The following is a 24,652-nucleotide window of genomic DNA, read 5'->3' as shown; positions in this document are numbered from 1 at the left end:
TCGCTCGAGCAATGTGCTCCGCCCACGCCGCAAATCGACCCCGAAATCTGAAAAAAAGCTTCGAGAAACCGGACGTTCTTCCCCCGCTGAGCGCCGCGGGGGTCCCCCAAATTCACGGTATGTACCCCAGTTTTGTCCCGGGGCTGGGGACGCCGACATCCCGAACCCCCATTTCACGCCTGAATGGAGTGCTGAGCGCTCCGGCGGCCGTACCCCAGGGGTCCCCCTAAATGACGACTTGGTTTTTGGGGGTTGCGCGCGCATTATTGATATTGCTAGGTGCGGCTCATTGAGCTTCACCACCAGATCATTGGCCGACTAGGGTAAGCGGGCCAATGACTTGGGGGCGAGTCAGGGCGATATTCGGGTTATCGTTCTGACTCGGGTTTTGTGTAGGGCCGGAGGACTCCTCCGGCCCTACCGCTCGTTAACGGGCTGTGCCGTGCAGCGTTGCGCCGTGCGCAGCCATCCCAGGATGGGCCGTCACATCAGCCAGGCTGTCTGATTGCTCAGGCCGTTACGTCGCGCTTGATCTCCAGCCACAGGTCGACCTCGTCGTCCTCGTCGTCGGAGGCATCCGGACCGAGCGCGCTGTCACTCTCGTCTCCCGTGGTGCGCAGACCGACGACGGTGATGGCCGTGTCCGATCCCTCCGGCACGGTGCGGGCGATGACCTTGTCGGCGGCGGTGCTGGCGAGAGCTGCGGCCAACTGGTTCAACACGCGGTCGAGGGCGTCGTCCGGCATGTCGTCGAGCCCACCCTCGTCGAGCAGGGTGACGGTAGCGCCGCGCCGCCGCGCCGCCATCACCTGGTCGCGGACCGCATCATTGAGCAGCTTGCGCCCGCGGATCTCGTCTCGAATCGCTCCCTCGAGATGCAGGCATTCCTGCCGTTGCGCGTCGCTCAGCCGGCCTTCGGTCTGCTGGATATCACGCAGCATCGACAGGGCCATGGCGCTGGTTTGATCGAGGCGAAACTGCCGTTCGAAAACGTGCGCCTCTTGCGCCGCCTGCCAGTTGGTCGCCTCTCGCTCGGCGAACGCAAAACGCTGGGCGTCCCGCATTGCCTTGGCCATACCGGAGCTGAGGATGTGGGAAACGGCCACCCAGGACACACTGCCCACCACACCGATGCTGACGAGCGCCGTCGGTCCACCCGACCAGACCACGGTCTGGAACACGAGGAAGGCAACACCGACCCAGGCGATTGAGTGGCGGCGGCGAGTGGAGACGATCGTCATCAGCGTGCCGACCGCGGCGATGTGCCAGGTCGCGTACCCGTTCGACACCGACGGATCCAGTTGGCGGGTCACCAGCAACGGGAGCGCAATCGCAACGGCAAGGCAGAATGAGGCCATCCAGAATGGCATCCGGCTGGGACCCCACGGTCCGAGGCTGAGTACGGTGGCGGCAAGGTACAGCGCCATACCCACCACAACCGGTCCGGCGTGCTCGGGCGTGCCCCGGGTCAGCGCATACACCCCGAGCACCAGGTGGTAGCCGGAGAACAGGGCGGCCATGCCCACAATCAGGTACCGCGGGACTCCGATGTTCATGACGTCACCTCCGGCCGGGCACTGTCGGCCTCCGCAGGCACGCCCAGAATCCCTGTCGGCTTCGCAGGCCAGCGGATGGTGACGATCGTCCCTTCGCCCGGCGCCGAATCGATCTCCGCGAGGCCGCCCGCGCCGGCGACACGCTCAATGATGGAGACGCGCACGCCGAGGCGCTCCTGCGGAACGGCGCTAAGCACGAAGCCGGCGCCGTTGTCGCCCACCTCCACCTGGATGCCATCCACTCCAATGCCATAGGCGCTCAGCCAGCGCTGCACGCCCTCGTCCTTGCCCGCGTGCTGCAGGCTGTTGACCATCGCCTGCATCGCGGCGGAATACACGGCTTCCGCGGCCTGCACGGGCATCGAGCGGGGTCCGATGTCGCGCATGCGCAGCTGGAACGGCGGGGTGAGGGTGAGCGCTGCGTCACGGATTCTCGTCGCCACGTCCCGCAGCTTCACCGTCGTGCCGTCCTCGGGCACCACGAGCGCAGCATCGTGCAAGTGTTCGATTGCGTTGCGCGCGTTTCGTGCCGATAGCGCCATCGCCTCCGGGGTAAACGCACGGGCGGCCGTCAGCAGGGTGGTCAGCACGCTGTCATGCACGATGGCATCGACCTCCACCCGCTCTACTTCGGTAGCGTGCTGGCGCACCGCGTGCCCATAGCGCGCGAGAGCTGTTGCCTGCGCCGCGTCGACGGCAGCCGCGGCCTGCCGCAGCATCCGGGCGATAACGATGATCACCGCGCCGAGAATCATGGCGTAGACCACGTCGAACAGGTCGTTCAGCGGATCGACCGACCCACCGGCGGGGGTCAGCCGCACAAAACCGTAGAAGCCCGGAACCAGGAAGAGGTACGCCACCGCAACGCGGGTGCGGAAGGCGATGGCCGCGGTCGCGGTTGCAACGGTGAGAAGCAGGTAGAGCCAGTGGTTGGTACCCGTGACCAGAGCGGGATCGAGCACCGCGAACGGCCAGGTCAGCAGCGCGGCGGCGTAGACGATGGATACGAGCCCCTGCGACGAGCGCACAAAACGATCGGCCAGCGACGCGACCATCGCGACGATGAGGGTGGCGAAAACGGTGATGGTGGCGACCGCAACCCACACCGGTTGCGCCTGATGAATCTGTCCGAGTAACACGGGCACCGTCTGGGCGCCGAAAACGATGCCGAACACCGCGACCGACCGCGAGATGACCGTCTCAACCTGCTTCAGGCTGATGGGGTTTCGCGGGGGTTTGACCTGCGGGACGCTACGGAGACCCGGAGCGTTAGTGTCCATCTCCGCCATCCGGATCCAGTCCGGGGAGGATTCCATCTTCGACGGCGCGACGCAACAGGTCGACCTTGGTCGGCGCGGGGCGGCCCACCTCGACGTACTTCACCCGGATGCGGTCCAGGTACTCACGCGCGGTCGAGTACCCGATGCCCAGCTGCTGCGCGGCAAGCTTCAGCGGCAACCCGGAGGCGTAAAGGTGCAAAATTTCTCGTTCGCGGCGGCCCAGCTGTGCCTTCGCGAAGTCGCGGTCGGCGTCGATCGCTGACGCCCACTCGAGGTTGTTGAGTACTTCGCCGCGCGCGACGGACGCTGCAGCAGCAATCACCGTTCGGGTGGCCGAGGACTTCGGGATAACGCCGGCCGCACCCGCGGCGAGGGCTTCGCGCACGCTGGCGACACGATCGGCAATGCTGTGCACCAGTACGGCGGACCCGGTGGCCTGCACCCGCTTGACGTTGTCGGTCACGGTGGAGCCGTCACCGAGCGAGAGGTCGAGCACAACGACATCCACCTCACGCCCATCAAGGCCGTCGACCAGTTCTTGCACGGTGGCGGCTGCGAGAACGAACTGGTAGCCGCCCTCGGTGAATGCGGTCTTCAGCCCGAGTCGCACGGACTCATGGTCGTCTACGACGGCGACACGGATTGCCTCCGACTGCGGGGCGTCTAGCGTGCCCCCCGGTACTGCGTCAGCCACAATCATTCCTGTCTCCCCGGGCGATTTCGCTCGAATCTGCCCCTATCGTACCGGTCGCCCTACGCGGGTAAGTGTTCCGACCGCCTCAACGTGGTGGGTGTTGGGGAAAAGGTCGAAGGCCCGCAACCCCGTGAGCGAGTAGCCGTGCTCCGAAAAGAAGGCGACATCGCGCGCAAACGCTACCGGGTCGCAGGCCACGTAAACGAGCTGGGCCGGCTGCAACGCTGCGAGAGAATCGACCACGGCGCGTCCGGCACCGGCGCGTGGCGGGTCCAAAATGACCGTGGCGGCGCGCAGTCTGGCGCGTTCTGTGGGACTGGCGGATGTCGACAGTGCATGGATCCACCGCTCAACCCTGGCCGTCACGGCTGAGGCACCGACCCAGTCGGAGAGGTTCGCGCCCGCGTGCTCGGTCGCGGCAGCATCGGATTCCACCGTGGTGATGCGCACGGTGCTTCCGAATCTGTCGCCCACCGCCGCCGCCAGCAGACCCACTCCGCCGTAGAGGTCGAGGTTGTCGGCCTTCGGGTCGAACAGGGCGTCGTCGATGGCGGACTGCACCGCCTCGGTCAGCGTCGCGGCCGCTGCGGAATGCACCTGCCAGAATCCGCCGTCGTTCAGCTCAAATTCCCGGGTGCCCACGGTCTCGCGGATCACGATCGGCTTCTGCTTGCCGATGATCAGGCGTGCACCACCGCCGGAGGTCTCGAGCACCTCGATGCTCTCCTCCCCCACGAACCGGTCGTGCAGGGGAGCCGCGTGCGCCACAACGGGCGTCGCCAGCGGAAGGTCGTCGACCTCGATGACCCGGTGCGAACGCGCGGCGTAAGGCCCGGGCCGGCCGGTTTCGTCGACGTGCAGCTTGAGCCGAGTGCGCCACCCGGTGCCGTCGGCGTTGCCCGGTAACGCCTCGACGGCGACATCCACCTCGACGCCTGCCATCCGCTTCAGCGAATCGACCAGCACCTGCCGCTTCAGTTCGCGCTGGTGACCGATCTCAATGTGACCGAATTCTGCGCCACCCGCGCGGTCGGCCGGCGCGCGGTCAACGCTCGCGGCGCCCCAGATGTGCGCCTGGCGGTGCTCGCTCGGGGTAATCACCCGCACGGTATCGGCCCGCCAGAAGGACTTCTTCGAGTCCTCCGTTATCTCGGCGAGAACGCGTTCGCCGGGGATCGCGTCGCTGACGAAAATCACCCGTCCGTCGTGCCTGGCCACGGAGATTCCCCCGTGAGCAACGTTGGTAACCTCGAGTTCGAGCTGTTGTCCTTGCATTTCACCCATCCCCCGAGCATAGGGAGTCCGCGTGCGGTTGTACCTCGCATCCACCTCACCGGCACGTCTTGCCACCCTGCGCGCGGCGGGGATCGAACCGATTCTGCTGCCGTCCTTTGTTGATGAGGATGCCGCTGTCGCCGACGCGATCGCGGCGGGACTCGGGTCACTCCCCGACGGAACCCTGACCGGACCGGAAATGGTTCTGCTCCTCGCCCGAGCCAAGGCGGAGGCCGTCGTGGGGCGGCTCGTCGACGGTGAACCCATCGACGGGATCATCCTCGGCGGCGATTCCGCCTTCGAGCTCGACGGGGTCATCTCGGGCAAGCCGCACCTGCCCGCCGTGGCGCGCGAGCGGTGGCTGCTGCAGCGCGGCCGCGAGGGCCTGCTGCACTCGGGCCACTGGACCATCGACCACCGCGGCGGGGTTGCCGCGCGGGGAGTTGCGACGCCCGGGGGTGCCGCGGCCGGAGAAGGCACCGGCTTGCTGAGTTCCGGACCCGCCGGACCCGTCCCTGTTGCCGCGGGCGTCGGCGACGTCTCGACGACGTCGGTGCGGTTCGCGGATAACATCACCGACGCCGAAATCGATGCGTACATCGCGACCGGCGAGCCGCTCGAAGTCGCCGGCGCCTTCACTATCGACGGCCTCGGCGCCGCGTTCATCAGCGAGGTGCGGGGAGATCCGCACGCCGTTGTCGGGCTGTCGCTGGCGCAGCTGCGGCAGCTTCTGCTGCAGTTCGATGTCAGCTGGCCAACCCTCTGGAACCGCTCGGCGTGACCGCCCGGCAACCGCCGCGGCGCGCTCTCTTCGTGCGGAGAAGTGCCTGCGCTTGTCGATACTGCGCAGGGATCATCCGTAATTCTTAGAGAGTGTCGCCAAATTGAAGGGGACCTTAGACCCATAAGCTAAGGAACTATGGCTCGCATCGAGAAGGTCCTGATCGCCAACCGAGGCGAGATCGCTGTGCGGGTTATTCGCGCTGCCCGAGACGCGGGCATTGCCTCAGTCGCCGTCTACGCCGATCAGGACAGGGACGCGCAGCACGTCAAGCTGGCCGACGAGGCCTACGCGCTCGACGGCTCCACCAGCGCGACGACGTACCTGGTGATCGACAAGATCCTCTCCGTTGCCCGGCGCTCCGGCGCGGACGCGATCCACCCCGGCTACGGATTTCTCGCGGAGAACGCAGACTTCGCCCGCGCGGTCATCGGCGCCGGCCTTATCTGGATTGGCCCGTCGGCGGACGCGATCGAGAAGCTCGGCGACAAGGTCTCCGCACGCCACATCGCCGAGAAGGTCGGCGCGCCGCTTGCCCCCGGCACGCTCAACCCCGTGTCCGGAGCGGACGAGGTACTCGAGTTTGTCGACTTGCACGGCCTCCCGGTCGCCATCAAGGCTGCCTTCGGCGGCGGCGGTCGTGGCCTCAAGGTTGCGCGTACGCGTGAAGAAATCCCGGAGCTGTTCGAGTCGGCAACCCGCGAGGCCATCGCGGCGTTCGGACGCGGCGAGTGTTTCGTCGAGAAGTACCTCGACCAGCCGCGCCACGTCGAGACGCAGTGCCTCGCCGACGCTGCCGGCAATGTGGTCGTCATCTCCACGCGCGATTGCTCGCTGCAGCGTCGCCACCAGAAGCTTGTGGAGGAGGCACCGGCGCCGTTCCTCTCCGACGAGCAGAACGCCGCCCTGTACTCCTCGTCCAAGGCGATCCTCCGCGAGGTCGGCTACGTTGGCGCCGGCACCTGCGAATTCCTCGTCGCCAAGGACGGCACCATCTCCTTCCTGGAGGTGAACACCCGCCTCCAGGTCGAGCACCCCGTTTCGGAGGAGGTCACGGGCATCGACCTCGTGCGCGAGCAGTTCCGTCTCGCCGAGGGTGGACTGCTGGAGTACGGCGATCCGGTGCCCCGCGGCCACTCGTTCGAATTCCGCATCAACGGCGAAGACCCCGGTCACGGCTTTATGCCGGCACCCGGTCCGGTTCACGTTATGCGCGTCCCCGGCGGACCCGGCGTGCGCGTGGACAGCGGCGTGGTCGGCGGCGACGTCATCAGCGGCGCCTTCGACTCCCTCCTCGCCAAGCTCATCGTCACCGGTTCCAGTCGCCAGGACGCTCTCGAGCGCGCGCGCCGCGCCCTCGACGAGTTCGAGGTGACGGGCCTGCCCACCGTCCTCCCCTTCCACCGCGCGATCGTGCGCGACCCGGCCTTCACCACCGAGCCCTTCTCGATCTACACCCGCTGGATCGAAACCGAGTTCGTGAACGAGCTCGAGCCCTGGAGCGGCGAGCTCGAGGACTCCCCGGCCCCGGCCCCCCGCCACGATGTCGTGGTGGAAGTGGATGGGAAGCGCATTGCTGTCTCGCTCCCGACCACGCTGCTGCCAGCATCCACCCGCCTCACGACCCCCGCACCCAAGCGCCACGCGAGCGGCACTGTCAGCGCGGTCACCGGAGATTCAGTCAAGGCCCCGATGCAGTCGACCGTCGTGAAGCTGCAGGTCGCTGACGGGGATCACGTCGTCAAGGGTGACCTGATGCTGGTGCTCGAGGCCATGAAAATGGAGCAGCCGATCACCGCCCACAAGGACGGCACCGTCGGCGGCCTGAACGCGGAGGTCGGTCGCACGGTCTCCTCCGGGCACCTGCTCCTGTCGATCGCGAGCTAAGCAGGCAGCTTCGACGCCGGCTGGCAGCCTCTACACGGTCGGGCGCTACACGGTCGGGCGCTACACGGTCGGGCGCTACACGGTCGGGCGCTTTACGGTCGGGCGCTTTACGGTCGGGCACTTTCACTCGCCGGTCGACCCGACATATCGTGACACTTCACCGCCCGCGAGTTATCGCGGACGATGCTGGCGCCGAAGTGTCAGGATTCGTCGCATCTCGAGCAAAAGTTCCGACGAATTGAGACACGTCGCGACCGAGATATGACCAAACGAGACACCTCGATCCAGGCGTTTCGACATAACGCGACACTTCAGATTGCCGGTAGCGACCAATCGCGACACTTCGGGAAAGCCACGCTGAGTGCTTCTCCCCAGCGACCAAACGTAACGCCTCAGACTTCGGAGGCTGCGACCAAACCTGACACCTCAGGCCTAGCCGCCGAGCCACCGAGTGGCCAGTGGCCAGTGGTCGGGCTCATCGAGGCGCAGACGGAAGGTCGCGCGAACGGACGCGCGGACGGTCGCGCGAGCAGACGGGCGGACGGTCGCGCGAGCGGACGCGCGTGCGCGTTGACGCACGGACGCGCGTCCAGGCCTATGCCGCGCGGCGCGCGGGCCAACGCGCTGACCCAGAACAGCCCTAGTCGACGATGTGCATCGCGCGCGCGGCATCCGTGATACTGCCGGTGAGCGAGGGGTACACCGAGAAGGCGCGGGCGAGCTGGTCGACGTTGAGGCGGTGCTCCACGGCGAGCGCGATCGGCAGGATCAGCTCAGACGCCCGCGGCGCCACAATGACGCCGCCGATGACGGTGCCACTGCCCGTGCGCGCAAAGAGCTTCACGAAACCGTCCTTGACGCCCATCATCTTGGCTCGGGGGTTCTGCGACAGCGGAAGCTTGTAGATCACGCCCTGGGCGATGCCGTCCTCGATCTGCTTTTGCGTCCAGCCGACCGTCGCGATTTCCGGGCTGGTGAAAATGTTGGATGTCACGTTGCGCAGCTCCGTCGGATTCACCGCATCGCCCATCGCGTGGAGCATGGCGGTGCGACCCTGCATCGAGGCGACCGAGGCAAGCGGAAGGAAGTCGCTGCAATCGCCCGCGGCATAGATCGACGGAACGGAGGTCCGGGCGACGCGGTTCACGCGGATGTGGCCGCCGTCGGTGAGCTGCACTCCCGCTTCTTCGATGCCCATTCCCGCCGTGTTCGGGATAGCGCCGACAGCGATGAGGCAGTGCGAGCCATCCACCGTCCGCCCATCCGCGAGGGTTGCCCGCACGCCATCAGCGGTGCGAACGACTGAGTCGGCGCGACTCTTGGAGAGCACGGTCATGCCGTTGCGGGTGAAGACGTCTTCGATGACCATGGCGGCGTCGGCGTCGGATCCCGGCAAAACCTGGTCGCGGCTCGAGATCAGGGTGACCTTCGAACCGAGCGCGGTGTACGCGGACGCGAACTCGGCCCCGGTGACACCAGAGCCCACCACGATGAGGTGTTCCGGAGCTTCGGTGAGGGTGTAGAGCTGGGTCCAGGTGAAGATGCGTTCGCCGTCGGGCACGGCGGTGGGGAGGATTCGAGGGCTAGCACCCATCGACAGGACGATCGTGTCGGCATCGATTTCGTCGAAGTCGGTGCCCTTCGGGCCGCGGGCGGTCGAAACGATGACCCTTTGGGCTCCGTCGAGACGGCCGTGGCCCTGGATGATGCGCACACCCGACTTCATCAGCTGGGCCTTCATGTCCTCCGACTGCTGGCGGGCGAGACGCAGCAGGCGCGCATTCACGGCGGAGAAGTTGACGGTCACCTCGGGACGCACCGGGCGGCCGGAGTCGGACCGGCTGAAGAACTGCACACCGAGGTCGGCCGCTTCGCCGATGGATTTTGTGGCCTCGGCCGTCGCGATGAGGGTCTTCGACGGCACCACATCGGTGAGCACGGCGGATCCGCCCACACCCACCCGTTCGATCAGGGTCACCTCTGCGCCGAGCTGCGCGCCCGTCAGCGCGGCCTCGTACCCACCCGGGCCTCCCCCGATGATCGCTACGCGGTGCTTTCGCTCAAACTGATAGGCCATAACAGACATTCTGGTGTGTCGCGAGGAAGGGTCAAAACTGAGGCAAGTGCCGAAAGTCCCGGAACAGCGCATCTGCGAGGTGCGCAACCCGGCGGGAGCGGGCGACACGTCCCGCTCAGGGCCCCTACGCCGAGTCGATCGCGCATTCCGCCGACGACCCCAGCAGTTCGCAATAGAGTGGTCGGATGTCCACATCATCACTTGCGCACCCCCTCGATGACCCCGCCGCCGATCCCTTCGCTATCGCCGCCCAGGCTGCTGCGGATATCGCCGAAAAAACGGGGGTCGAGCACCACGACATCGCCCTCACGCTGGGCAGCGGGTGGGCCAAGGCCGCCGACCTGATCGGGGAGACCACCGCGACCATCCCGGCCACCGAGGTCACCGGGTTCAGCAAGCCCGCCCTCGAGGGTCACGTCGGCACGCTTCGGTCAGTGCTGCTTCCGAACGGCAAGCGTGCGTTGATAATCGGAGCGCGTACCCATTACTACGAAAACCACGGCGTGCGACGGGTGGTGCACAGTGTGCGCACGGCGGCGGCAACCGGCGCAAAGGTGATGATCCTCACCAATGGGGCCGGAGGAATCCGCGAGAGCTGGACCCCGGGCACCCCGGTGCTGATCAGCGACCACATCAACCTCACCGCCGATTCGCCGCTCGAGGGTGCAACCTTCATCGACCTGACAGATCTGTACTCGCAGCGACTGCGCGACCTCGCGCGCACTCTTGAGCCCGACCTCGACGAGGGCGTCTACGCGCAGTTCCGCGGACCCCACTACGAGACCCCCGCAGAGGTGCAGATGGCGAAGGCCATCGGCGCTCACATCGTCGGAATGTCCACCGCCCTCGAAGCGATCGCCGCCCGCCAGTCGGGAATGGAGATTCTCGGGATGTCGCTGATCACCAACCTCGCCGCCGGGATCCAGAAGACGCCGCTCAGCCACGAAGAGGTCATGGAGGCCGGCAAAAACGCCGAGGCCACTCTCGGCGCGCTTCTCGCGCGGATTGTCGGCGCGCTGTGAGCGCCGACGACGCCACCACTGGTACCGCGAACACCGACGACGGCACCGCTGGCATCACCAGCGCTGGCGACGCCACCACAGCAACCAGCGCCGCGCTCCTCGACACCGCCAAGGCGTGGCGCGACCAGGACCCCGACGACGAATCGCGCGCCGAGCTCGACTCGCTGATCTCCGCCGCGGAAGCGGGCGATACCGCGGCGACAAACGATCTCGAGTCCCGCTTCTCTGCGCGGCTCGCGTTCGGCACGGCAGGCTTGCGCGGTGAACTCGGCGCCGGCTCCAACCGCATGAACCGAGTTTTGGTGTCGCAGGCAGCCGCCGGATTCGCCCAGTTCCTGCTCACGGAGAACACGTCGGCGGGAACCGCGCTCGGCCAGACCCCCAGCATCGTGATCGGCTACGACGGTCGCAAGAATTCCGAGGTCTTCGCCCGGGACACGGCCGAGATCATGGCCGGTGCGGGAGTCCGCGCCATCCTGCTCCCCCGCCGCCTGCCGACCCCCGTGCTCGCATTCGCCGTGCGCCACCTCGACGTGAGCGCCGGAGTAATGGTCACCGCGAGCCACAACCCGGCCGCAGACAATGGCTACAAGGTGTACCTCGGTGGCCTCGACCACGGCTCCCAGATCGTCTCCCCCGTCGACGGGAAGATCGCCGCGCAGATCGACCGCGTCGCCCTGGGGAGCGTGCTCGACCTGCCGCGCTCGACGGAGTTCGAGACGGCCGGGGAGGACGTTCTCGACGAGTATGTGCGCCTCACGGCCGCGCTCGCTGGCGGCGGGAAGGCACCCGCATCAGAGAACGCGCCCGCATCGGAGAAGGCACCCGCGTTAGAGAACGGGCCCGCATCGGAGAATACGCCGACGTCGGACACGGCACCCGTATCGGTTGTCTACACGGCCATGCACGGGGTGGGTTGGGAGACCGCCCGCCGCGTCTTCGTCGATGCCGGTTTTGGCGAGCCCACCGTGGTGACCGAGCAGATCGAACCGGATGCCGCGTTCCCCACGGTCTCGTTCCCCAACCCGGAGGAACCCGGCGCGCTCGACCTCGCCTTCGCCCGTGCGCGTGAGGTGAACGCGGAACTCATCATCGCGAACGACCCAGACGCCGACCGGCTGGCTATCGCGATCCCGGCCCCCGGCACGGACACCGGCTGGCGCCGCCTCAGCGGCAACGAGGTTGGTTCAATCCTGGGCTGGCGTGCGGCGGAACGACAGCAGGCGTCCGACCTCGGCGGAACGCTCGCCGCGTCCATCGTGTCGAGCCCGGCCCTGCGCGCAATTGCGCGCGAGTACAACCTCGACTACTCGGACACCCTCACCGGGTTCAAGTGGATCTCCCGCGTTGGCGGCCTCGCGTACGGGTACGAGGAGGCGCTCGGCTACCTTGTCGATCCGTCCAAGGTGCGTGACAAGGACGGCATCTCGGCCGCGATCGACTTCCTGACCCTGGTCAGCGAGCTGAAAGCGGCCGGCAAAACCGTCGGCGATCACCTCAATGACTTCGCCGCCAAGTTCGGGGCGTTCTCGTCCTCGCAGATCTCGCTGCGGGTGCAGGACTTGTCCGACATCCCCCGAATCATGGCGAACCTTCGGATGCACCTGCCCGCGAGCGTCGGCAGCATCCGGGTCGACTCGATCGACGACTTCGCGGAGGGGTTCGGCGCCTATCCGCCGGGCGACATCCTCCGGTTCTGGCTTGACGGTGGCGCGCGCATCATCGTGCGTCCGAGCGGCACCGAGCCGAAGCTGAAGGTCTACATCGACGCGTCGTCCAGCCGGATAGGAACCCCGACCGAACGCTACGCCGAAGCAGACGCGGTCGTCGCCGAACTCGACGCGGGTATGCGGGCGCTGATCTCTTAGGGCCCGCATCCCATGCCCAGAAGATGGCGCTGCGGCTCATCCTCCGGGCTGACGCGCGTGTCGCACGCGGCTGCTTCACTGGGGCATGAGCAAAACGCAGCAGAGTCGGGCCATTCCCCTCAGCGCAACGGCGTTGGTGGTCTCGATCGCGTTCACGGTTGCGTTCGTGATGGGCCCGTACAGGTCGGAAGCGACGATCGCGATCCTCGTCGTGGGCTCGGTGATCGCGCCGACATTGATCGTCGCGGCCGCACTGTCCCTGCTGCGTCCGGTGCTCCGGGGCACCGCAGTGGCGCGTGCTGCGCTGCTGTGCACGACGGGGCTCGGCTTCGTCTTCGGCGCGCTGGCCGGGGCGGCATGGTCCGTTGGGTTCGATGAGGCGGATGCCGGGCGAGCCCTCAGCCTCTTCGCCACCCTGAGCATCCCGTTCGCACTGGTGGCCTTGGCGCTGCTGCTCATCGCACTCGCCACCGCGGGCTACCTCATCGGACCGCGCCCCGCCGCGCCGCTGCTGCGGGCACTCGGCTCCACCGGCGCCGCGATTCCCGTGGCCATCACGGCGCTCGTCGGCGGGCTGACCCCGATAATGCAACCGCTCGTTGCCACCGCTGTTCTCGTGCTCGCGGTAGTGCTCCCCCGCGCCGATGAACGTGCGGGGGCGGCACCATCGCCGTCCACGCCGTCAGAGCCGCCACACCGCTCTGAGCATCGGAGCGAGGAGCCTTGGCACCAGCACGAGCACCAGCACCAGCACGCGCACGCGCACGAGCACGCTCACGAACACCGGCACGAGCATGAGCGCCGCGCGGTCGCTCGTCAGCGCGCCACCACGCTCGCCGTGGCATCCCTCGCATCAACCGTCGCGATCTGGGGCGGCGCGCTGCTGGCGAGTGTGGGCTTCGCCGGCCAGCCGGAGGCGACCACCGTCCTCGGCGCGGCGGGCGGCGCGGCGCAGCTTGCGGCGATCCCGCTGCTCTGGTGCGCCACGATCCTGCTCACCACGCGGCAGGCGACCTGGAATCGTGCGCTCCGGGCGGCGGCGGCCGCGTCTTCCGTGCTCGTCGCCGCTGTCGGCGTGGCCCTGACGCTCGGCGCGAATCCCGATGGCGTGCTGTTCTTCAGCCTGCTGCCCGTTCTCGCCGTCGCCGCGATGATCTGGACCGGCACGGTCGCCTGGCTGATGCTCGAAAAATCAGGCCAGCGGATGTCCCGGGGCAGCCGAATTGCAACCGCCCTCGCCCTGGCTCTCGGCGCCGGCTTTGCGTACGTGGCCGTCATCGGCATGACGATGGGTATCGGTCTCGCCCCGGCCAGCGGCCTGCTCGCATTCTGGGGCGTGCGTGCCGCCCTCGGCCCGGATCAGAAACCGCACCCGGACCCAGGCGAGGCCCCAGACCAGGGCTCAGCCTCAGCCTCGGTCCCAGACCGACGCCCAGACCGAGGCCCAGACCCGGCCCCAGACCCAGACCCAGACCCAGACGCTAGCCCAGCGCCTCTTCCAGCTTGACCATCAGCTCGTTGGCGTCGAAATAGTTTTCGATCACGACGATGTCGGCGAAGGTTTTGCCGATGGCATCGACGAACTCGGCGCTCGTGAGGATCACCTGTGCGTCGGTCGCGACGGTCTGAACCGACGCGATGTCGGCGGCCGTGACATCCGCTTCGATGCCCAGCCGGGCCAACACGCGTTCGGCGTTCACCTTCAGGATCGCGCTGGAACCGATGCCCGCACCGCAAATAGCTACGATCTTCACAGCTGGACCCCCATGATGCGCTGGACTTCTTCGACACTGTCTGCCGCGGCGAGCGCCGGAATGGCACCCTCGTCGTTGAATATGTTCGCAAGCTCGGCCACTGACGCGAGGTGGGCCTCCGCGTCGGCGACGGCGAGGCCGAGGATCACCGAAACCGGGTCATTGTGGGGGTGTCCGAAGTTCACCGGCGTCGCGAGTGTGACCACGGCGAGACCGTTAGCCAGCACGGCGGGGCCGGGACGCGCGTGCGCGAGAGCCAGGCCCGGAGCGATGACCACGTACGGGCCGTGCTCATCAATCATGCGCACCATCTCCTCCGCGTAGGCCGGTAGGGTGGCGCCGGAACGCGTCAGCGCAGCGCCGGCTTCGCGGACGGCAGCACGCCAGTCTTCGGCCTTCGCGCCGATGACGACGGACTCTTCGGTGAGCTGGGGAAGTGGCATCTATGCGCGCCCGAAGCCTTCCGTAATCTGGTCGGCCAGGTCTTCGCGCTCTTCGAGCGACAAAAACGCAGCGGACGCGGCGTTGAGCTGGAACACCTCGAAGTCGGTGAGGTCATATCCGAATGCCTCGCTGAGCAAAAAGAGTTCCTTGCTCAGCGAGGTGTTGCTCATCAGGCGGTTGTCGGTGTTGACGGTCACCGTGAATCCGAGCTGGTAGAGGATGTCGAAGGGGTGGTCGATCAGGTCGTTGCCCCACTGGGCAATCGCGCCGGTCTGCAGGTTCGACTGCGGGCTGAGCTCGAGCGCGATCTCGCGGTCCTTGACCCACTGGGCTACCGGGCCGAGCGAGACGTACGAGTTGTCGCCGTCTTCGCTCTCAAGCACGAGGTCTTCGGCGATGCGCACACCGTGACCGAGGCGCAATGCCCGGCCGTCGAAGAGGGCGCCGCGGATGCTCTCCAGGCCGTCGGCCTCGCCGGCGTGGACGGTGGCGGGAAAGAAGTTCTTTGCGAGGTAGTCGAACGCCTCCCGGAGCTTGCCGGCCGGGAATCCGGCCTCGGCGCCGGCGATGTCGAAACCGACCACTCCGGCGTCACGGTGGCGGACCGCCAGCTCGGCGATCTCCAACCCGCGGTCGGCATGCCGCATCGCGCTGACCAGCTGGCCGACGCGAATGGTCTTGCCGGCGGATTGCACGTCGTCCACGCCCGCGTCGAGACCCGCCTGCACGGCCTCCACGGTCTGGTCGAGCGTGAGTCCGCGAGCGAGATGCTGCTCGGGCGCCCAGCGAATCTCGCCGTAGATGACGCCGTCGGCGGCGAGGTCCTGCACGAACTCGCGGGCGACGCGGGTGAGCCCCGCCTCGGTCTGCATCACCGCCGTGGTGAGGTCGAAGGTCTTCAGGTACTCGACGAGCGAACCGGAGTCGCTCTTCTCGGCGAACCAGGTGCCGAGCGCGTTCGCTTCGCTGGCGGGAAGCGCGAAGCCGATGTCATCCGCCAGTTCGATGATCGTCTGCGGACGCAGTCCCCCGTCAAGATGATCGTGGAGGGAGATTTTGGGAAGCGCGGTGATGTTGGCGCCCCCGCCCGGCAGCTGGTAGTCCTGATCAACGGTGCTCATTCTCAGAATTCTACCCGTCGTAGAAGAGGTTCCGTCTGCGAGCCGGCTGGACGATGGATGCGGGGTTGCTCGACGCTGGCTGGGACTCACTTGAAGCTCCGAATCCATGCCACCGGTGGCCCGAGCGCCACGGTAGCCTCGAGCGCATGACGACCCGCATCATCCTCGATTGCGACCCCGGCCACGATGACGCCGTGGCACTGCTGCTCGCGCACGGAAACCCGAGCGTCGAACTCGTCGCCATCACCACCGTCTACGGCAACCAGAGCATCGACAAGGTTACTCGCAACGCCCTGTCGATTGCGCGGGTGGCGGGCATCACCGGGGTTCCGTTCGCCCGCGGAGCCCACCGCCCGCTCGTGCGAAAGCTCGAGACCGCCGCGAGCATTCATGGAGAGTCGGGGCTCGACGGGCCGGAGCTGCCGGAACCCGACATCCGCCTCGACCCACGGCACGCCGTCGACCTCATTATCGACACGATCATGGACAACGAACCGGGAACGATCACCCTCGTGCCCACCGGCGCGCTCACCAACCTCGCCCTGGCCGTGCGCAAGGAGCCGCGGATCGCTGAGCGCGTGCGCGAGGTGGTACTCATGGGCGGCGGCTACGCGGTCGGCAACTGGAGTGCCACGTCCGAGTTCAACATCGTGATCGACCCGGAAGCGGCCCACATTGTGTTCAACGAGCGCTGGCCATTAACGATGGTGGGGTTGGATGTCACGCACCAAGCCCTCGCTACGCCCGAAGTGCTGGCCGCCATCGCCGCGGTCGGCACCGCGCCCGCACGGTTCGTGGGCGAACTGATGGACTTCTTCGCGCATGCCTACAGAGACGCGCAGGGCTTCGACCATCCTCCGGTGCACGACCCCTGCGCGGTCGCCTACGTCATCGATCCGACGGTTCTCACCGTGCAAAAGGTTCCGCTGGACGTCGAACTGACCGGCACGCTCACCGTCGGCATGACGGTCGCGGATTTTCGCAGCCCTGCCCCCGCCGACTGCACCACGCAGGTCGCGACCGCCCTGGACGCGCCGAAGTTCTGGGCGCTGGTCGTCGACGCCCTGGAGCGCATCGGCGACCCCGCGTAGGGGTCGTGCACAATCGCGCACTGGAGTCAGCGGTGCACAGATCTGCTCGCGCGCAGCGCCGGGGCCGGGCTGCCGAACCATGATCGGTGGATGCCACGACTGGTTCCGCTGCCCGAGCCGTTCGGTTCTGAGCCCTTCTCGACCCGCTTCGCCATCGACTCCGGGCTCTCCCGCGAGCGGCTCCGGCGGCGGGATCTCGACCGTCCGTATTGGGGAGTCCGCGTACCGAGCGCTACGAACCTGACGTTGGACCTTCTGTGCCGGGCCTACGCCACGCGGATACCGCCAGACGCGTCGTTCTCCCACCTCACGGCGGCCCGACTTCTGGGATTTCCCCTACCCGCGAGGTTCGATTCGGACCAGCGACTCCATATCGCAACCCCACCTCCGCTTCGCTCACTCCGCGGCCACGGCGTTCGCGGGCACAAGCTAGCACTCGGCCCATCCGAGGTCGTGCGTGTCCGGGACATCCCGCTCACCTCGGCCGCCCGCACCTGGGTCGACCTCGCGAAGGGAGTGTCAACTGAAGAGCTCATCGTGCTTGGCGACTTTCTCCTGTGGCGACGCCACCCCCTCTCAACGCGCGACCAGCTCGCGGAAGCGGTTGATCGGGCCCGCGGTCGGCGCGGTGTTATCAACGCGAGCCGAGCTCTCCCGCACCTCACCGACCGCGCGGATTCGCCTCCGGAGTCGCAGTTTCGATACCGCTTCGCCGAGGCCGGGCTTCCTCTCGCACTGCCGAACGTCGAACTTTTCACCAATACTGGCGAGTTCCTGGCGATGCCCGATCTCGTGTTCGAGCAGTATCACGAGGTCTTCGACTACGAGGGCGACCACCACCGCACCGAGGAACGCCAGTGGCAGAAGGACATCGCTCGGGTGCGCAAACTGGAGGAGAACGGCTGGCACAGCACGCGTGGCTCCAAGGCCGACCTGCGCGACTCGTCAGACCTTATCGCGCAGATGACACGACTGTTCGAGAGCAAGGGCTGGCGTCGCTAAAGGCTGGTGTCGCAAAAGGGCCGGTGTCGGGGATTGCTTCGCTCGCGGCGCGATTGGCGACATGGATCGCCCTCACGCAGGCGCCGACTGGCCTCGCGGACAGGCCGAAATTGCGAACCCGCTGGCCTCGCGGATTGAGCGGTATCGCCGATCGGTCGTCACTGCGGAGTTCACTCGGCGCGGTCTCGTGTCCCAGAGATCTAGTCCCCTCAAGTGTCACGTTTCGTCGATTGACTCGTGCTCGACGGGGCCACTTGGTCGACGAGTACGGCCGAGGTGGCACGAACGGTCGATTCGGTCTCGGCGAGGTGTCAAGACTTGTCAGACGGTCCGGCTGACGTGTCAAGACTTGTCGATCGGTCCGGCTGACGTGTCGCGATTTGTCGATCGGTCCGGCTGAAGTGACGCGATTTGTCGTAGTTCACGAAAAAGTTGCGACCATACGCGTCACTTCGTCGCAGAGGTCGGATGCGGGCGGCTGTGCAACGACCGAACGTGACACTTCGGCGCGGTGCATGCTGGGCTCCGACCCGAGACCCGACAGATCATGACACTGGAACGGCAAAGGAGTGTCGGCAACCGGGCCTCCCGGATGCGGCAACCCGACTCTGCCGCGCTAACCTACGCGGTATCGCTACCGCTGCGGCTGCTGCTACCTGACTGGCGCGCTAGCCGATGCGGTCGGCGATCAGTGGGCCGCCGGTGAAGACCTCGTCGCCCGCGTCGCCGATGCGGTAGGCGCCCTCGAGCGCCTCGAGTGCGCGCTCGAAACGCTCCGGCTCGTCGGCAGACATCGTGAACAGCGGCTGCCCCTCAGTTACCGTGTCGCCGGGCTTCGCGTGCAGGTCGATGCCCGCGGCGTGCTGCACGGGATCCTGCTTGCGGGCGCGTCCCGCTCCGAGGCGCCAGGCAGCGATACCGAAGGGTAGTGCCTTCTGGTCGACGAGCACTCCCGAGCGCGACGCCGTCACCACGTGGGTCTCGCGCGCGACCGGCAGCGCGGCGGCCGGGTCCCCGCCCTGCGCGGAGATCATTGCACGCCAGGTGTCCATGGCGCGGCCGTCCTTGAGCGCGGCCTCTACGTCGGCATCCGGCTTTCCGGCGAGGGTCAGCATTTCTCGGGCGAGGGCGATGGTCAGCTCCGTGACATCCGCTGGCCCACCGCCTGCCAACACCTCCAGCGACTCGCGCACCTCATTCGCGTTGCCGATGGCGAGACCGAGTGGCACGTTCATGTTGGTGAGGAGAGCGGATGTCGCGACTCCAGCGTCGCGACCGAGCTGCACCATCGTCTCGGCGAGTTCACGGCCGCGGTTGATGTCCTGGAGGAACGCGCCCGAGCCGAATTTCACGTCGAGCACCAGGGCTGCGGTGCCCTCGGCGATCTTCTTACTCATGATCGAGGAGGCGATCAGCGGGATTGACTCGACGGTTCCGGTGATGTCACGCAGCGAGTAGAGCTTGCCGTCGGCGGGTGCGAGGCCGGATCCCGCCGCGCAGATGACGGCGCCGACGTTCTCGAGCTGCGAGTAGAACTCCTCATTGCTGAGCGACGCGCGCCAGCCCGGGATGCTCTCCAGCTTGTCGAGTGTTCCGCCCGTGTGGCCGAGCCCCCGGCCGGACAGCTGCGGAACAGCCACCCCGAACGACGCGACCAGCGGCGCGAGCGGAAGGGTGATCTTGTCGCCGACGCCGCCGGTGGAGTGCTTGTCGGTGGTGCGCTTGCTCAGGCCGTCGAAGTTCATCCGCTCGCCGCTGGCGATCATCGCGAGGGTGAGGTCACGGATTTCGCTGCGCTCCATACCGTTGAGGAAGATCGCCATGGTCATGGCCGCCATCTGTTCCTCAGCGATGTACCCACGCGTGTAGGCATCCACCATCCAATCGATCTGGGCGGTGCTCAGGGCACCCCGATCGCGCTTCGTGTGGATGAGGTCGACGACGTCAAAAGGTTCGATTGCCATGGGTCCAAGTTTCGTTGCTGGGTGGTGCGGGTGTCGAGATGGGGTGGTGCTGTGCTGCGGGATGCCGCGGGGCCGAGCCCACGAGAGGCAGGCAGCCCGGGGTGCGGTGGTGCCGCTGGTGCTGCCTACGGCTCGCGGTACTCCTCAAGCGTGCGGGGGCCGAACGCATCGGGGATGACCTCGTCGATGGTGCGGATTCCGGACACCGTCTCCAGTAGCATGCCCGGAGCGGAGTGCTCGAACAGAAGTTGGCGGCAGCGACCGCAGGGCATCAGCGCGCCGCCCTTACCGTCGACGCAGGTGAACGCCACGAGACGCCCGCCGCCGGTCATGTGCAGGCTCGACACGAGTGCGCATTCGGCGCACAGGGTCAGGCCGTAGGACGCGTTCTCCACGTTGCACCCGGAGATGACCCGCCCGTCATCGACGATGGCGGCGACCCCGACCGGAAAGTGCGAGTAGGGAACGTACGCCTTCCCCATCGCTTCGAGGGCGACAGCGCGCAGCGAATCCCAGTCAATCGCGTCAGTCGTCTCCGCTTGTGCAGAATTCACGTTCACAGCCTCACTCATGACTTGATGTACGGTTTGCCGGCGGCGGCCGGGCCCCGCACCTGGCCGACGACACCGGCGACGGCGAAGATCGTGACGAGGTACGGAAGCATCAGCATGAACTCGCTGGGTACGGGAGAACCGATGATCCCGAGCACGTTCTGCAGGTTCGACGCGAAGCCGAACAGCAGGGCAGCAAAGGTGGCACGGATCGGATCCCAACGGCCGAAGATGACGGCGGCAAGCGCGATGAACCCGGCCCCGGCGGTCATTTCCTTGTTGAAGGCTCCCACCGAACCGAGGGTCAGGAAAGCGCCGCCGAGACCGGCCAGCGCGCCCGCGAGCGATACCGTCCAGAACCGGGTGCCGTTGACGTTGATGCCCACGGTGTCCGCGGCCTGCGGGTGCTCGCCGACGGAACGCACGCGAAGTCCCCACTTGGTGTGGAACAGGGCGAAGTACACGGCCGCGACAGCGATGTACATGAGGTACACGATGATCGTCTGGCGGAACAGCACCGGTCCGATGATGGGGATCTGACTGAGGACCGGAATGTTGATGCGTTCGAATCGCGGCGGCGAGTTCAACAGCTCCGCGTTCGGGCTGAGCACCTTCGAGTAGAAGAAGTTGGTCAGGCCGAGCACCAGCACGTTGAGCACCACGCCGACGATCGTCTGGTCGACGATGTACTTGATCGAGAAGGCGGCGAGCACGAACGATACGAGGGTTCCGGCGACCATGGCGCCGACGAGCCCGAGCAGCGGTTGCCCCGTGACCGACGCAATAATCGCGGAGGTGAAGGCGCCGGCGAGCAGCTGTCCTTCGATGGCGATGTTGACCACGCCGACCCGCTCCGAGAGCACACCGCCGAGGGCACCGAAGATCAGCGGGACGCTGAGGCCGATGGTTCCGACCAGCAGGGCCGTGACCGGCAGGGTCGCTCCGGCTGAGGCCCAGATGAGGAACGCGAGAAGAAACAGCAGCGCGAATCCGGCGATCAGGGCGATCGGCACGCGCCGGCCGCTCTGCACGAGGTACGCACTCAGCGCCGCGAGGATCGCAAGGAGAACGACGATGACCGCACACGCCTCGCGGGTGGGGATCGGAATCTCGGGGATCTGGATGACGTCCGCCGCGGTCGACAGGCGGAACAGGCTCGTGCCGTCACGTCCGAGCACCACAAACAGCAGGATCGCGATGACGACGAACACGCCGAGCGTGATCGGCACCTTCCAGCTCTTCGCGCGAACGATTTCGAGCGGCTCCGGAGTGGAGTGGGGAGTATGGGTCACCGTGGTCACTGGTTCACTGCCTTCGCGGACTTGGTGGGCTTAGCGGACGTGCCCGTGCCGGACTTGCCGGACTTGCCTCTGCCCGAGCGGCGCTTGGTGCCGGGCGCGGGCAGGTGGAACACGCTGCGCACGAGGGGCGGGGCCGCGATGAACAAGACGATGAGCGACTGCACGACGACGATGATGTCGATCGGGATTCCCTGCCCCGCCTGCATGGCGAAGCCTCCGGCCTTGAACGCTCCGAAGAGGATTCCGGCGAAGAAGACGCCCCACGGGGTCGATCCCCCGAGCAGCGCGACCGTGATCGCGTCGAACCCGATTCCCGCGTCGATGCCGGAGGAGAACCCGGTGGTGACGGTTCCGAGAACCTGGTTGACGCCGGCGAGACCGGCCAGTCCACCCGCGAGGAGCATCGCGTAGAGGTACATGTTCTTGACCTTGATACCGGCGACGCGTGCGGCGTTCGGGTTCTCTCCGACCGCTCGAAACTGGAAGCCGAGGCTGGACCGGTTGAGCAGGTACCAGACGTACACGGTCGCCACGAGCACCACCAGGAACCCGAGGTGCAGGTTGTACCGCGGGCCGAGCAGGTCGGGCAGAACCGCGGTCGGCAGCATCGCGGGCGATTTCGGGTTGTTCGACCCCGGCGCCTGCAACAGTCCGGGAGTGCGGAGCATAAACGAGATCAGGTAGAACGCGATGTAGTTGAGCATGATCGTCACGATCACCTCGTGGGCGCCGGTGCGGGCCTTGAGCAGACCGACAATTCCTCCCCAGAGCGCACCGGCGAGGATGCCGGCGAGGACGGCGACGATGAGGTGGATGCCGGTGGGCAACTCCCATGCGAACCCGACGTACCCCGCCGCAGCAGAAGCAACGAGCATCTGGCCGCGCGCACCGATGTTGAACAGCCCCACGCGGAAGCTGAGCGCGACACCGAGCCCGGCAGCGATCAGCGGTGTGGCGAAGGTAAGCGTCTCGGTCAGCGGGCGGATGCCTGCCTGGAAGTTGTCGGCCCGGAAGTTGTAGATCGCGCCCTGGAACAGGGACGAGTACGCACCGGAAACGGCCTCCCACGCGGCCGTCAACAGATCGGAGGGTCGGGAGAAGAAGTACCCGGCGGAGGCCTGCACGTCCTCGTCGGTGAACGCGATCAGGATGGCACCGGCGACGAGGGCCAGTACAACGGCGAGCACCGACAGCAGCGCATTGCTGGTGGTGATCTCGCGCAGCAGCGCGGAGCTGCGCGACTCCTCCTCGGGCTTGACCTCCGGAGCCAGCTCCGACGGAGGAATCTGTGAGACCTCGAGGGGCTCGGGGAGGGGTCCCCTGCTGGGTATCTGGCTGTCGCTCATGCGGCAACACCGCTTCCCGCGGGCAATTCGCCCGCCATCATCAGGCCGAGGATCTCGCGCGGGGTGTTCCCGGGTACGATTCCGACGATCGTTCCGCGGTACATGACCGCAATTCTGTCTGCCAGCGCCGCGACCTCGTCCAGTTCGGTCGACACCACGATCACCGGGATTCCCGCATCGCGGGTCTCGACGATGCGCGTGTGCACAAACTCGATCGAGCCAACGTCAAGACCACGGGTGGGCTGTGCCGCAACGAAGAGGCGCAGGTCACGGCTGAGCTCGCGGGCGAGCACCACTTTCTGCTGGTTTCCGCCGGAGAGACGGCCGACGTGGGTCGTGATGCCCTGCGCACGGATATCGAACTCGCCGATCTTCGTCTCGGCGAACTCGGCGAGGTACTTGAGCTGCAGGGTGCCGCCGCGAACGAAGGGTGTCGTGTCGGAGCGGTCGAGCATCAGGTTCTCGGCGATGGTGAACTCTGCGACAAGCCCATCTTCCTTGCGGTCCTCCGGAACGAAGCCGACCCCGGCGTTGAGCACCTGGCGCACGTTGCGACCGATCAGCGAGCGCCCGTCGAGGGTGACCTCGCCCGATACCCGCTGCTGCAGGCCGAGCAGCGCCTCGGTGAGTTCCGTCTGTCCGTTGCCCTGCACTCCGGCGATCGCGAGGATCTCACCGGCGTGCACCTCGAAGCTGACGGAGTTCACCACGACCTGGTTGCGCGCGTCGATCACGGAGAGGTTCGAGACGACGAGCGCCGCAGCTCCCGGCGCCGCCGGCGACTTCTGCACGGTCAGCTCGACCGAACGGCCCACCATCAGGGAGGCCATCTCGGCGTTGGACGCCTTTGGATCGGCCTCGCCCACGACCTTGCCGAGGCGGATCACGGTGATGCGGTCCGCAACCTCGCGCACCTCGCGGAGCTTGTGAGTGATGAAGACGATGGAGGTGCCCGCAGCCTTCAGCTGCTTCATGATCACCATCAGCTCGTCGGTCTCCTGCGGGGTGAGCACGGCGGTGGGCTCGTCGAAGACGAGAACCTTGGCGTCACGCGAGAGCGCCTTGATGATCTCGACGCGCTGCTGCACTCCCACCGGGAGATCCTCAACGAGGGCATCGGGGTCGACGTCGAACCCGAATCGGGCGGAGATCTCGCGCACCCGGGCGCGCGCGCTGGCCAGGTTGAGTCGGCCGGCGAACCCGGTCTCCTCGTGGCCGAGCATGACGTTCTCAGCAACGGTGAAAACGGGGATGAGCATGAAGTGCTGGTGCACCATGCCTATACCCGCGCCCATGGCATCCCCCGGACCGGCAAAATGCTGCACAACGTCGTCGAGAAGGATCTCGCCCTCCTCAGCCTGGTACAGGCCGTAGAGGACGTTCATCAGGGTGGATTTTCCCGCGCCGTTCTCACCGAGGAGGCAGTGAATCTCTCCCGCTTCGATCGTCAGGTCGATGTGGTCGTTGGCAACCAGGGCGCCGAAGCGCTTGGTGATCCCGCGAAGTTCGAGCTTCATGTTTCACAATCTATCCGAGCGTCATTGCGTGGATGTTTCGAGTTTGTAGGGGTAAGTGGGTTGTTCGGGAGTCGGTGTTCGGGAGTAACAGAAAAAGGTCGGGAAGACCAGAGTAACTGGC

20 protein-coding genes are annotated in these 24,652 nt (G+C 66.7%); 7 read left to right on the top strand and 13 right to left on the bottom strand.

The window, feature by feature from the left end:
• Positions 1-509: 509 nt before the first annotated feature.
• From B0I08_RS06355 to B0I08_RS06340, 4 genes are read right to left on the bottom strand one after another with little or no spacing between them, the layout of a single operon-like run.
• Positions 510-1,556 carry a hypothetical protein gene (locus B0I08_RS06355; protein ID WP_106210987.1) on the bottom strand — a complete coding sequence of 349 codons (1,047 nt, stop codon included), beginning with the start codon at positions 1,554-1,556 and terminating at the stop codon, positions 510-512.
• Positions 1,553-2,836 carry a sensor histidine kinase gene (locus tag B0I08_RS06350; protein WP_181243275.1) on the bottom strand — a complete coding sequence of 428 codons (1,284 nt, stop codon included), beginning with the start codon at positions 2,834-2,836 and terminating at the stop codon, positions 1,553-1,555. The genes B0I08_RS06355 and B0I08_RS06350 overlap by 4 nt, the downstream gene beginning before the upstream one ends.
• Positions 2,826-3,530: a response regulator transcription factor gene (locus B0I08_RS06345; RefSeq protein ID WP_245884630.1), complete on the bottom strand. Its 705-nt coding sequence runs from the start codon at positions 3,528-3,530 to the stop codon at positions 2,826-2,828. Before B0I08_RS06345 ends, B0I08_RS06350 begins: the two co-directional genes overlap by 11 nt.
• 42 nt (positions 3,531-3,572) lie before the next feature.
• Positions 3,573-4,814, bottom strand: a complete 1,242-nt coding sequence (locus tag B0I08_RS06340; protein WP_106210983.1) for a class I SAM-dependent RNA methyltransferase — start codon at positions 4,812-4,814, stop codon at positions 3,573-3,575.
• A gap of 22 nt (positions 4,815-4,836) precedes the next feature.
• Here B0I08_RS06340 and B0I08_RS06335 point away from each other — a divergent pair, with 22 nt between their 5' ends.
• Both B0I08_RS06335 and B0I08_RS06330 read left to right on the top strand, forming a co-directional pair.
• Positions 4,837-5,586: a Maf family protein gene (locus B0I08_RS06335; protein WP_106210981.1), complete on the top strand. Its 750-nt coding sequence runs from the start codon at positions 4,837-4,839 to the stop codon at positions 5,584-5,586.
• Between the two features lie 138 nt (positions 5,587-5,724).
• A complete protein-coding gene (locus B0I08_RS06330; RefSeq protein ID WP_106210979.1) occupies positions 5,725-7,473 on the top strand; it encodes an acetyl/propionyl/methylcrotonyl-CoA carboxylase subunit alpha in 1,749 nt (582 codons plus the stop codon).
• A gap of 640 nt (positions 7,474-8,113) precedes the next feature.
• Here the strand turns inward: B0I08_RS06330 and B0I08_RS06315 are convergent.
• Positions 8,114-9,550, bottom strand: coding sequence for an NAD(P)H-quinone dehydrogenase (locus tag B0I08_RS06315; RefSeq protein WP_106210976.1), 1,437 nt, complete (start codon positions 9,548-9,550; stop codon positions 8,114-8,116).
• 185 nt (positions 9,551-9,735) lie between these two features.
• Here B0I08_RS06315 and B0I08_RS06310 point away from each other — a divergent pair, with 185 nt between their 5' ends.
• The 3 genes from B0I08_RS06310 to B0I08_RS17720 all read left to right on the top strand — a co-directional run bounded on the left by B0I08_RS06310 (position 9,736) and on the right by B0I08_RS17720 (position 13,947).
• A complete protein-coding gene (locus B0I08_RS06310) occupies positions 9,736-10,572 on the top strand; it encodes a purine-nucleoside phosphorylase (protein WP_106210974.1) in 837 nt (278 codons plus the stop codon).
• Between the two features lie 53 nt (positions 10,573-10,625).
• Entirely contained in the window at positions 10,626-12,440 is a 1,815-nt protein-coding gene (locus B0I08_RS06305) for a phospho-sugar mutase (RefSeq protein WP_106211587.1), read from the top strand.
• Positions 12,441-12,525: 85 nt separating this feature from the next.
• Positions 12,526-13,947: a hypothetical protein gene (locus tag B0I08_RS17720; protein ID WP_181243273.1), complete on the top strand. Its 1,422-nt coding sequence runs from the start codon at positions 12,526-12,528 to the stop codon at positions 13,945-13,947.
• Here the strand turns inward: B0I08_RS17720 and B0I08_RS06295 are convergent.
• From B0I08_RS06295 to B0I08_RS06285, 3 genes are read right to left on the bottom strand one after another with little or no spacing between them, the layout of a single operon-like run.
• Complete coding sequence (locus B0I08_RS06295; RefSeq protein ID WP_106210973.1) at positions 13,922-14,194, bottom strand: PTS sugar transporter subunit IIB; 273 nt, start codon at positions 14,192-14,194, stop codon at positions 13,922-13,924. The two genes, B0I08_RS17720 and B0I08_RS06295, sit on opposite strands and share 26 nt — an antisense overlap.
• Entirely contained in the window at positions 14,191-14,637 is a 447-nt protein-coding gene (locus tag B0I08_RS06290; protein WP_106210971.1) for a PTS sugar transporter subunit IIA, read from the bottom strand. The genes B0I08_RS06295 and B0I08_RS06290 overlap by 4 nt, the downstream gene beginning before the upstream one ends.
• Complete coding sequence (locus B0I08_RS06285) at positions 14,638-15,759, bottom strand: adenosine deaminase (protein WP_106210969.1); 1,122 nt, start codon at positions 15,757-15,759, stop codon at positions 14,638-14,640.
• A 146-nt stretch (positions 15,760-15,905) separates the two neighbouring features.
• Here B0I08_RS06285 and uriH point away from each other — a divergent pair, with 146 nt between their 5' ends.
• Both uriH and B0I08_RS06275 read left to right on the top strand, forming a co-directional pair.
• The gene (gene uriH / locus B0I08_RS06280; RefSeq protein WP_106211585.1) at positions 15,906-16,850 is read left to right on the top strand and encodes a uridine-preferring nucleoside hydrolase UriH; all 945 of its coding nucleotides are present in this window, start codon (positions 15,906-15,908) and stop codon (positions 16,848-16,850) included.
• A 90-nt stretch (positions 16,851-16,940) separates the two neighbouring features.
• Complete coding sequence (locus B0I08_RS06275) at positions 16,941-17,852, top strand: hypothetical protein (RefSeq protein ID WP_106210967.1); 912 nt, start codon at positions 16,941-16,943, stop codon at positions 17,850-17,852.
• Positions 17,853-18,520: 668 nt separating this feature from the next.
• Here B0I08_RS06275 and B0I08_RS06270 read toward each other — a convergent pair.
• The 5 genes from B0I08_RS06270 to B0I08_RS06250 all read right to left on the bottom strand — a co-directional run bounded on the left by B0I08_RS06270 (position 18,521) and on the right by B0I08_RS06250 (position 24,531).
• The gene (locus B0I08_RS06270; protein WP_106210965.1) at positions 18,521-19,816 is read right to left on the bottom strand and encodes a thymidine phosphorylase; all 1,296 of its coding nucleotides are present in this window, start codon (positions 19,814-19,816) and stop codon (positions 18,521-18,523) included.
• Between the two features lie 125 nt (positions 19,817-19,941).
• A complete protein-coding gene (locus tag B0I08_RS06265) occupies positions 19,942-20,370 on the bottom strand; it encodes a cytidine deaminase (RefSeq protein ID WP_281260198.1) in 429 nt (142 codons plus the stop codon).
• 14 nt (positions 20,371-20,384) lie between these two features.
• A complete protein-coding gene (locus tag B0I08_RS06260) occupies positions 20,385-21,668 on the bottom strand; it encodes an ABC transporter permease (RefSeq protein WP_219905621.1) in 1,284 nt (427 codons plus the stop codon).
• Entirely contained in the window at positions 21,665-23,014 is a 1,350-nt protein-coding gene (locus B0I08_RS06255; protein ID WP_106210961.1) for an ABC transporter permease, read from the bottom strand. Before B0I08_RS06255 ends, B0I08_RS06260 begins: the two co-directional genes overlap by 4 nt.
• Positions 23,011-24,531 (bottom strand): ABC transporter ATP-binding protein, encoded by a 1,521-nt coding sequence (locus tag B0I08_RS06250; RefSeq protein ID WP_106210959.1) that lies wholly within the window; start codon positions 24,529-24,531, stop codon positions 23,011-23,013. Before B0I08_RS06250 ends, B0I08_RS06255 begins: the two co-directional genes overlap by 4 nt.
• Positions 24,532-24,652: the final 121 nt, after the last annotated feature.

It is taken from the genome of Glaciihabitans tibetensis, from assembly GCF_003003265.1.
Taxonomy (GTDB): domain Bacteria; phylum Actinomycetota; class Actinomycetes; order Actinomycetales; family Microbacteriaceae; genus Glaciihabitans; species Glaciihabitans tibetensis.
This window is presented reverse-complemented; position numbering and strand designations above follow the sequence as displayed.

Excerpts from the sequence above, each read along its gene's own strand:
- B0I08_RS17720 (WP_181243273.1), top strand. The coding sequence starts at position 12,526 with ATGAGCAAAACGCAGCAGAGTCGGGCCATTCCCCTCAGCGCAACGGCG.
- B0I08_RS06330 (WP_106210979.1), top strand. The coding sequence starts at position 5,725 with ATGGCTCGCATCGAGAAGGTCCTGATCGCCAACCGAGGCGAGATCGCT.
- B0I08_RS06285 (WP_106210969.1), bottom strand. The coding sequence starts at position 15,759 with ATGAGCACCGTTGATCAGGACTACCAGCTGCCGGGCGGGGGCGCCAAC.
- B0I08_RS06290 (WP_106210971.1), bottom strand. The coding sequence starts at position 14,637 with ATGCCACTTCCCCAGCTCACCGAAGAGTCCGTCGTCATCGGCGCGAAG.
- B0I08_RS06355 (WP_106210987.1), bottom strand. The coding sequence starts at position 1,556 with ATGAACATCGGAGTCCCGCGGTACCTGATTGTGGGCATGGCCGCCCTG.
- B0I08_RS06270 (WP_106210965.1), bottom strand. The coding sequence starts at position 19,816 with ATGGCAATCGAACCTTTTGACGTCGTCGACCTCATCCACACGAAGCGC.
- B0I08_RS06255 (WP_106210961.1), bottom strand. The coding sequence starts at position 23,014 with ATGAGCGACAGCCAGATACCCAGCAGGGGACCCCTCCCCGAGCCCCTC.
- B0I08_RS06350 (WP_181243275.1), bottom strand. The coding sequence starts at position 2,836 with ATGGACACTAACGCTCCGGGTCTCCGTAGCGTCCCGCAGGTCAAACCC.
- B0I08_RS06310 (WP_106210974.1), top strand. The coding sequence starts at position 9,736 with ATGTCCACATCATCACTTGCGCACCCCCTCGATGACCCCGCCGCCGAT.
- B0I08_RS06250 (WP_106210959.1), bottom strand. The coding sequence starts at position 24,531 with ATGAAGCTCGAACTTCGCGGGATCACCAAGCGCTTCGGCGCCCTGGTT.
- uriH (WP_106211585.1), top strand. The coding sequence starts at position 15,906 with ATGACGACCCGCATCATCCTCGATTGCGACCCCGGCCACGATGACGCC.
- B0I08_RS06315 (WP_106210976.1), bottom strand. The coding sequence starts at position 9,550 with ATGGCCTATCAGTTTGAGCGAAAGCACCGCGTAGCGATCATCGGGGGA.
- B0I08_RS06275 (WP_106210967.1), top strand. The coding sequence starts at position 16,941 with ATGCCACGACTGGTTCCGCTGCCCGAGCCGTTCGGTTCTGAGCCCTTC.
- B0I08_RS06340 (WP_106210983.1), bottom strand. The coding sequence starts at position 4,814 with ATGGGTGAAATGCAAGGACAACAGCTCGAACTCGAGGTTACCAACGTT.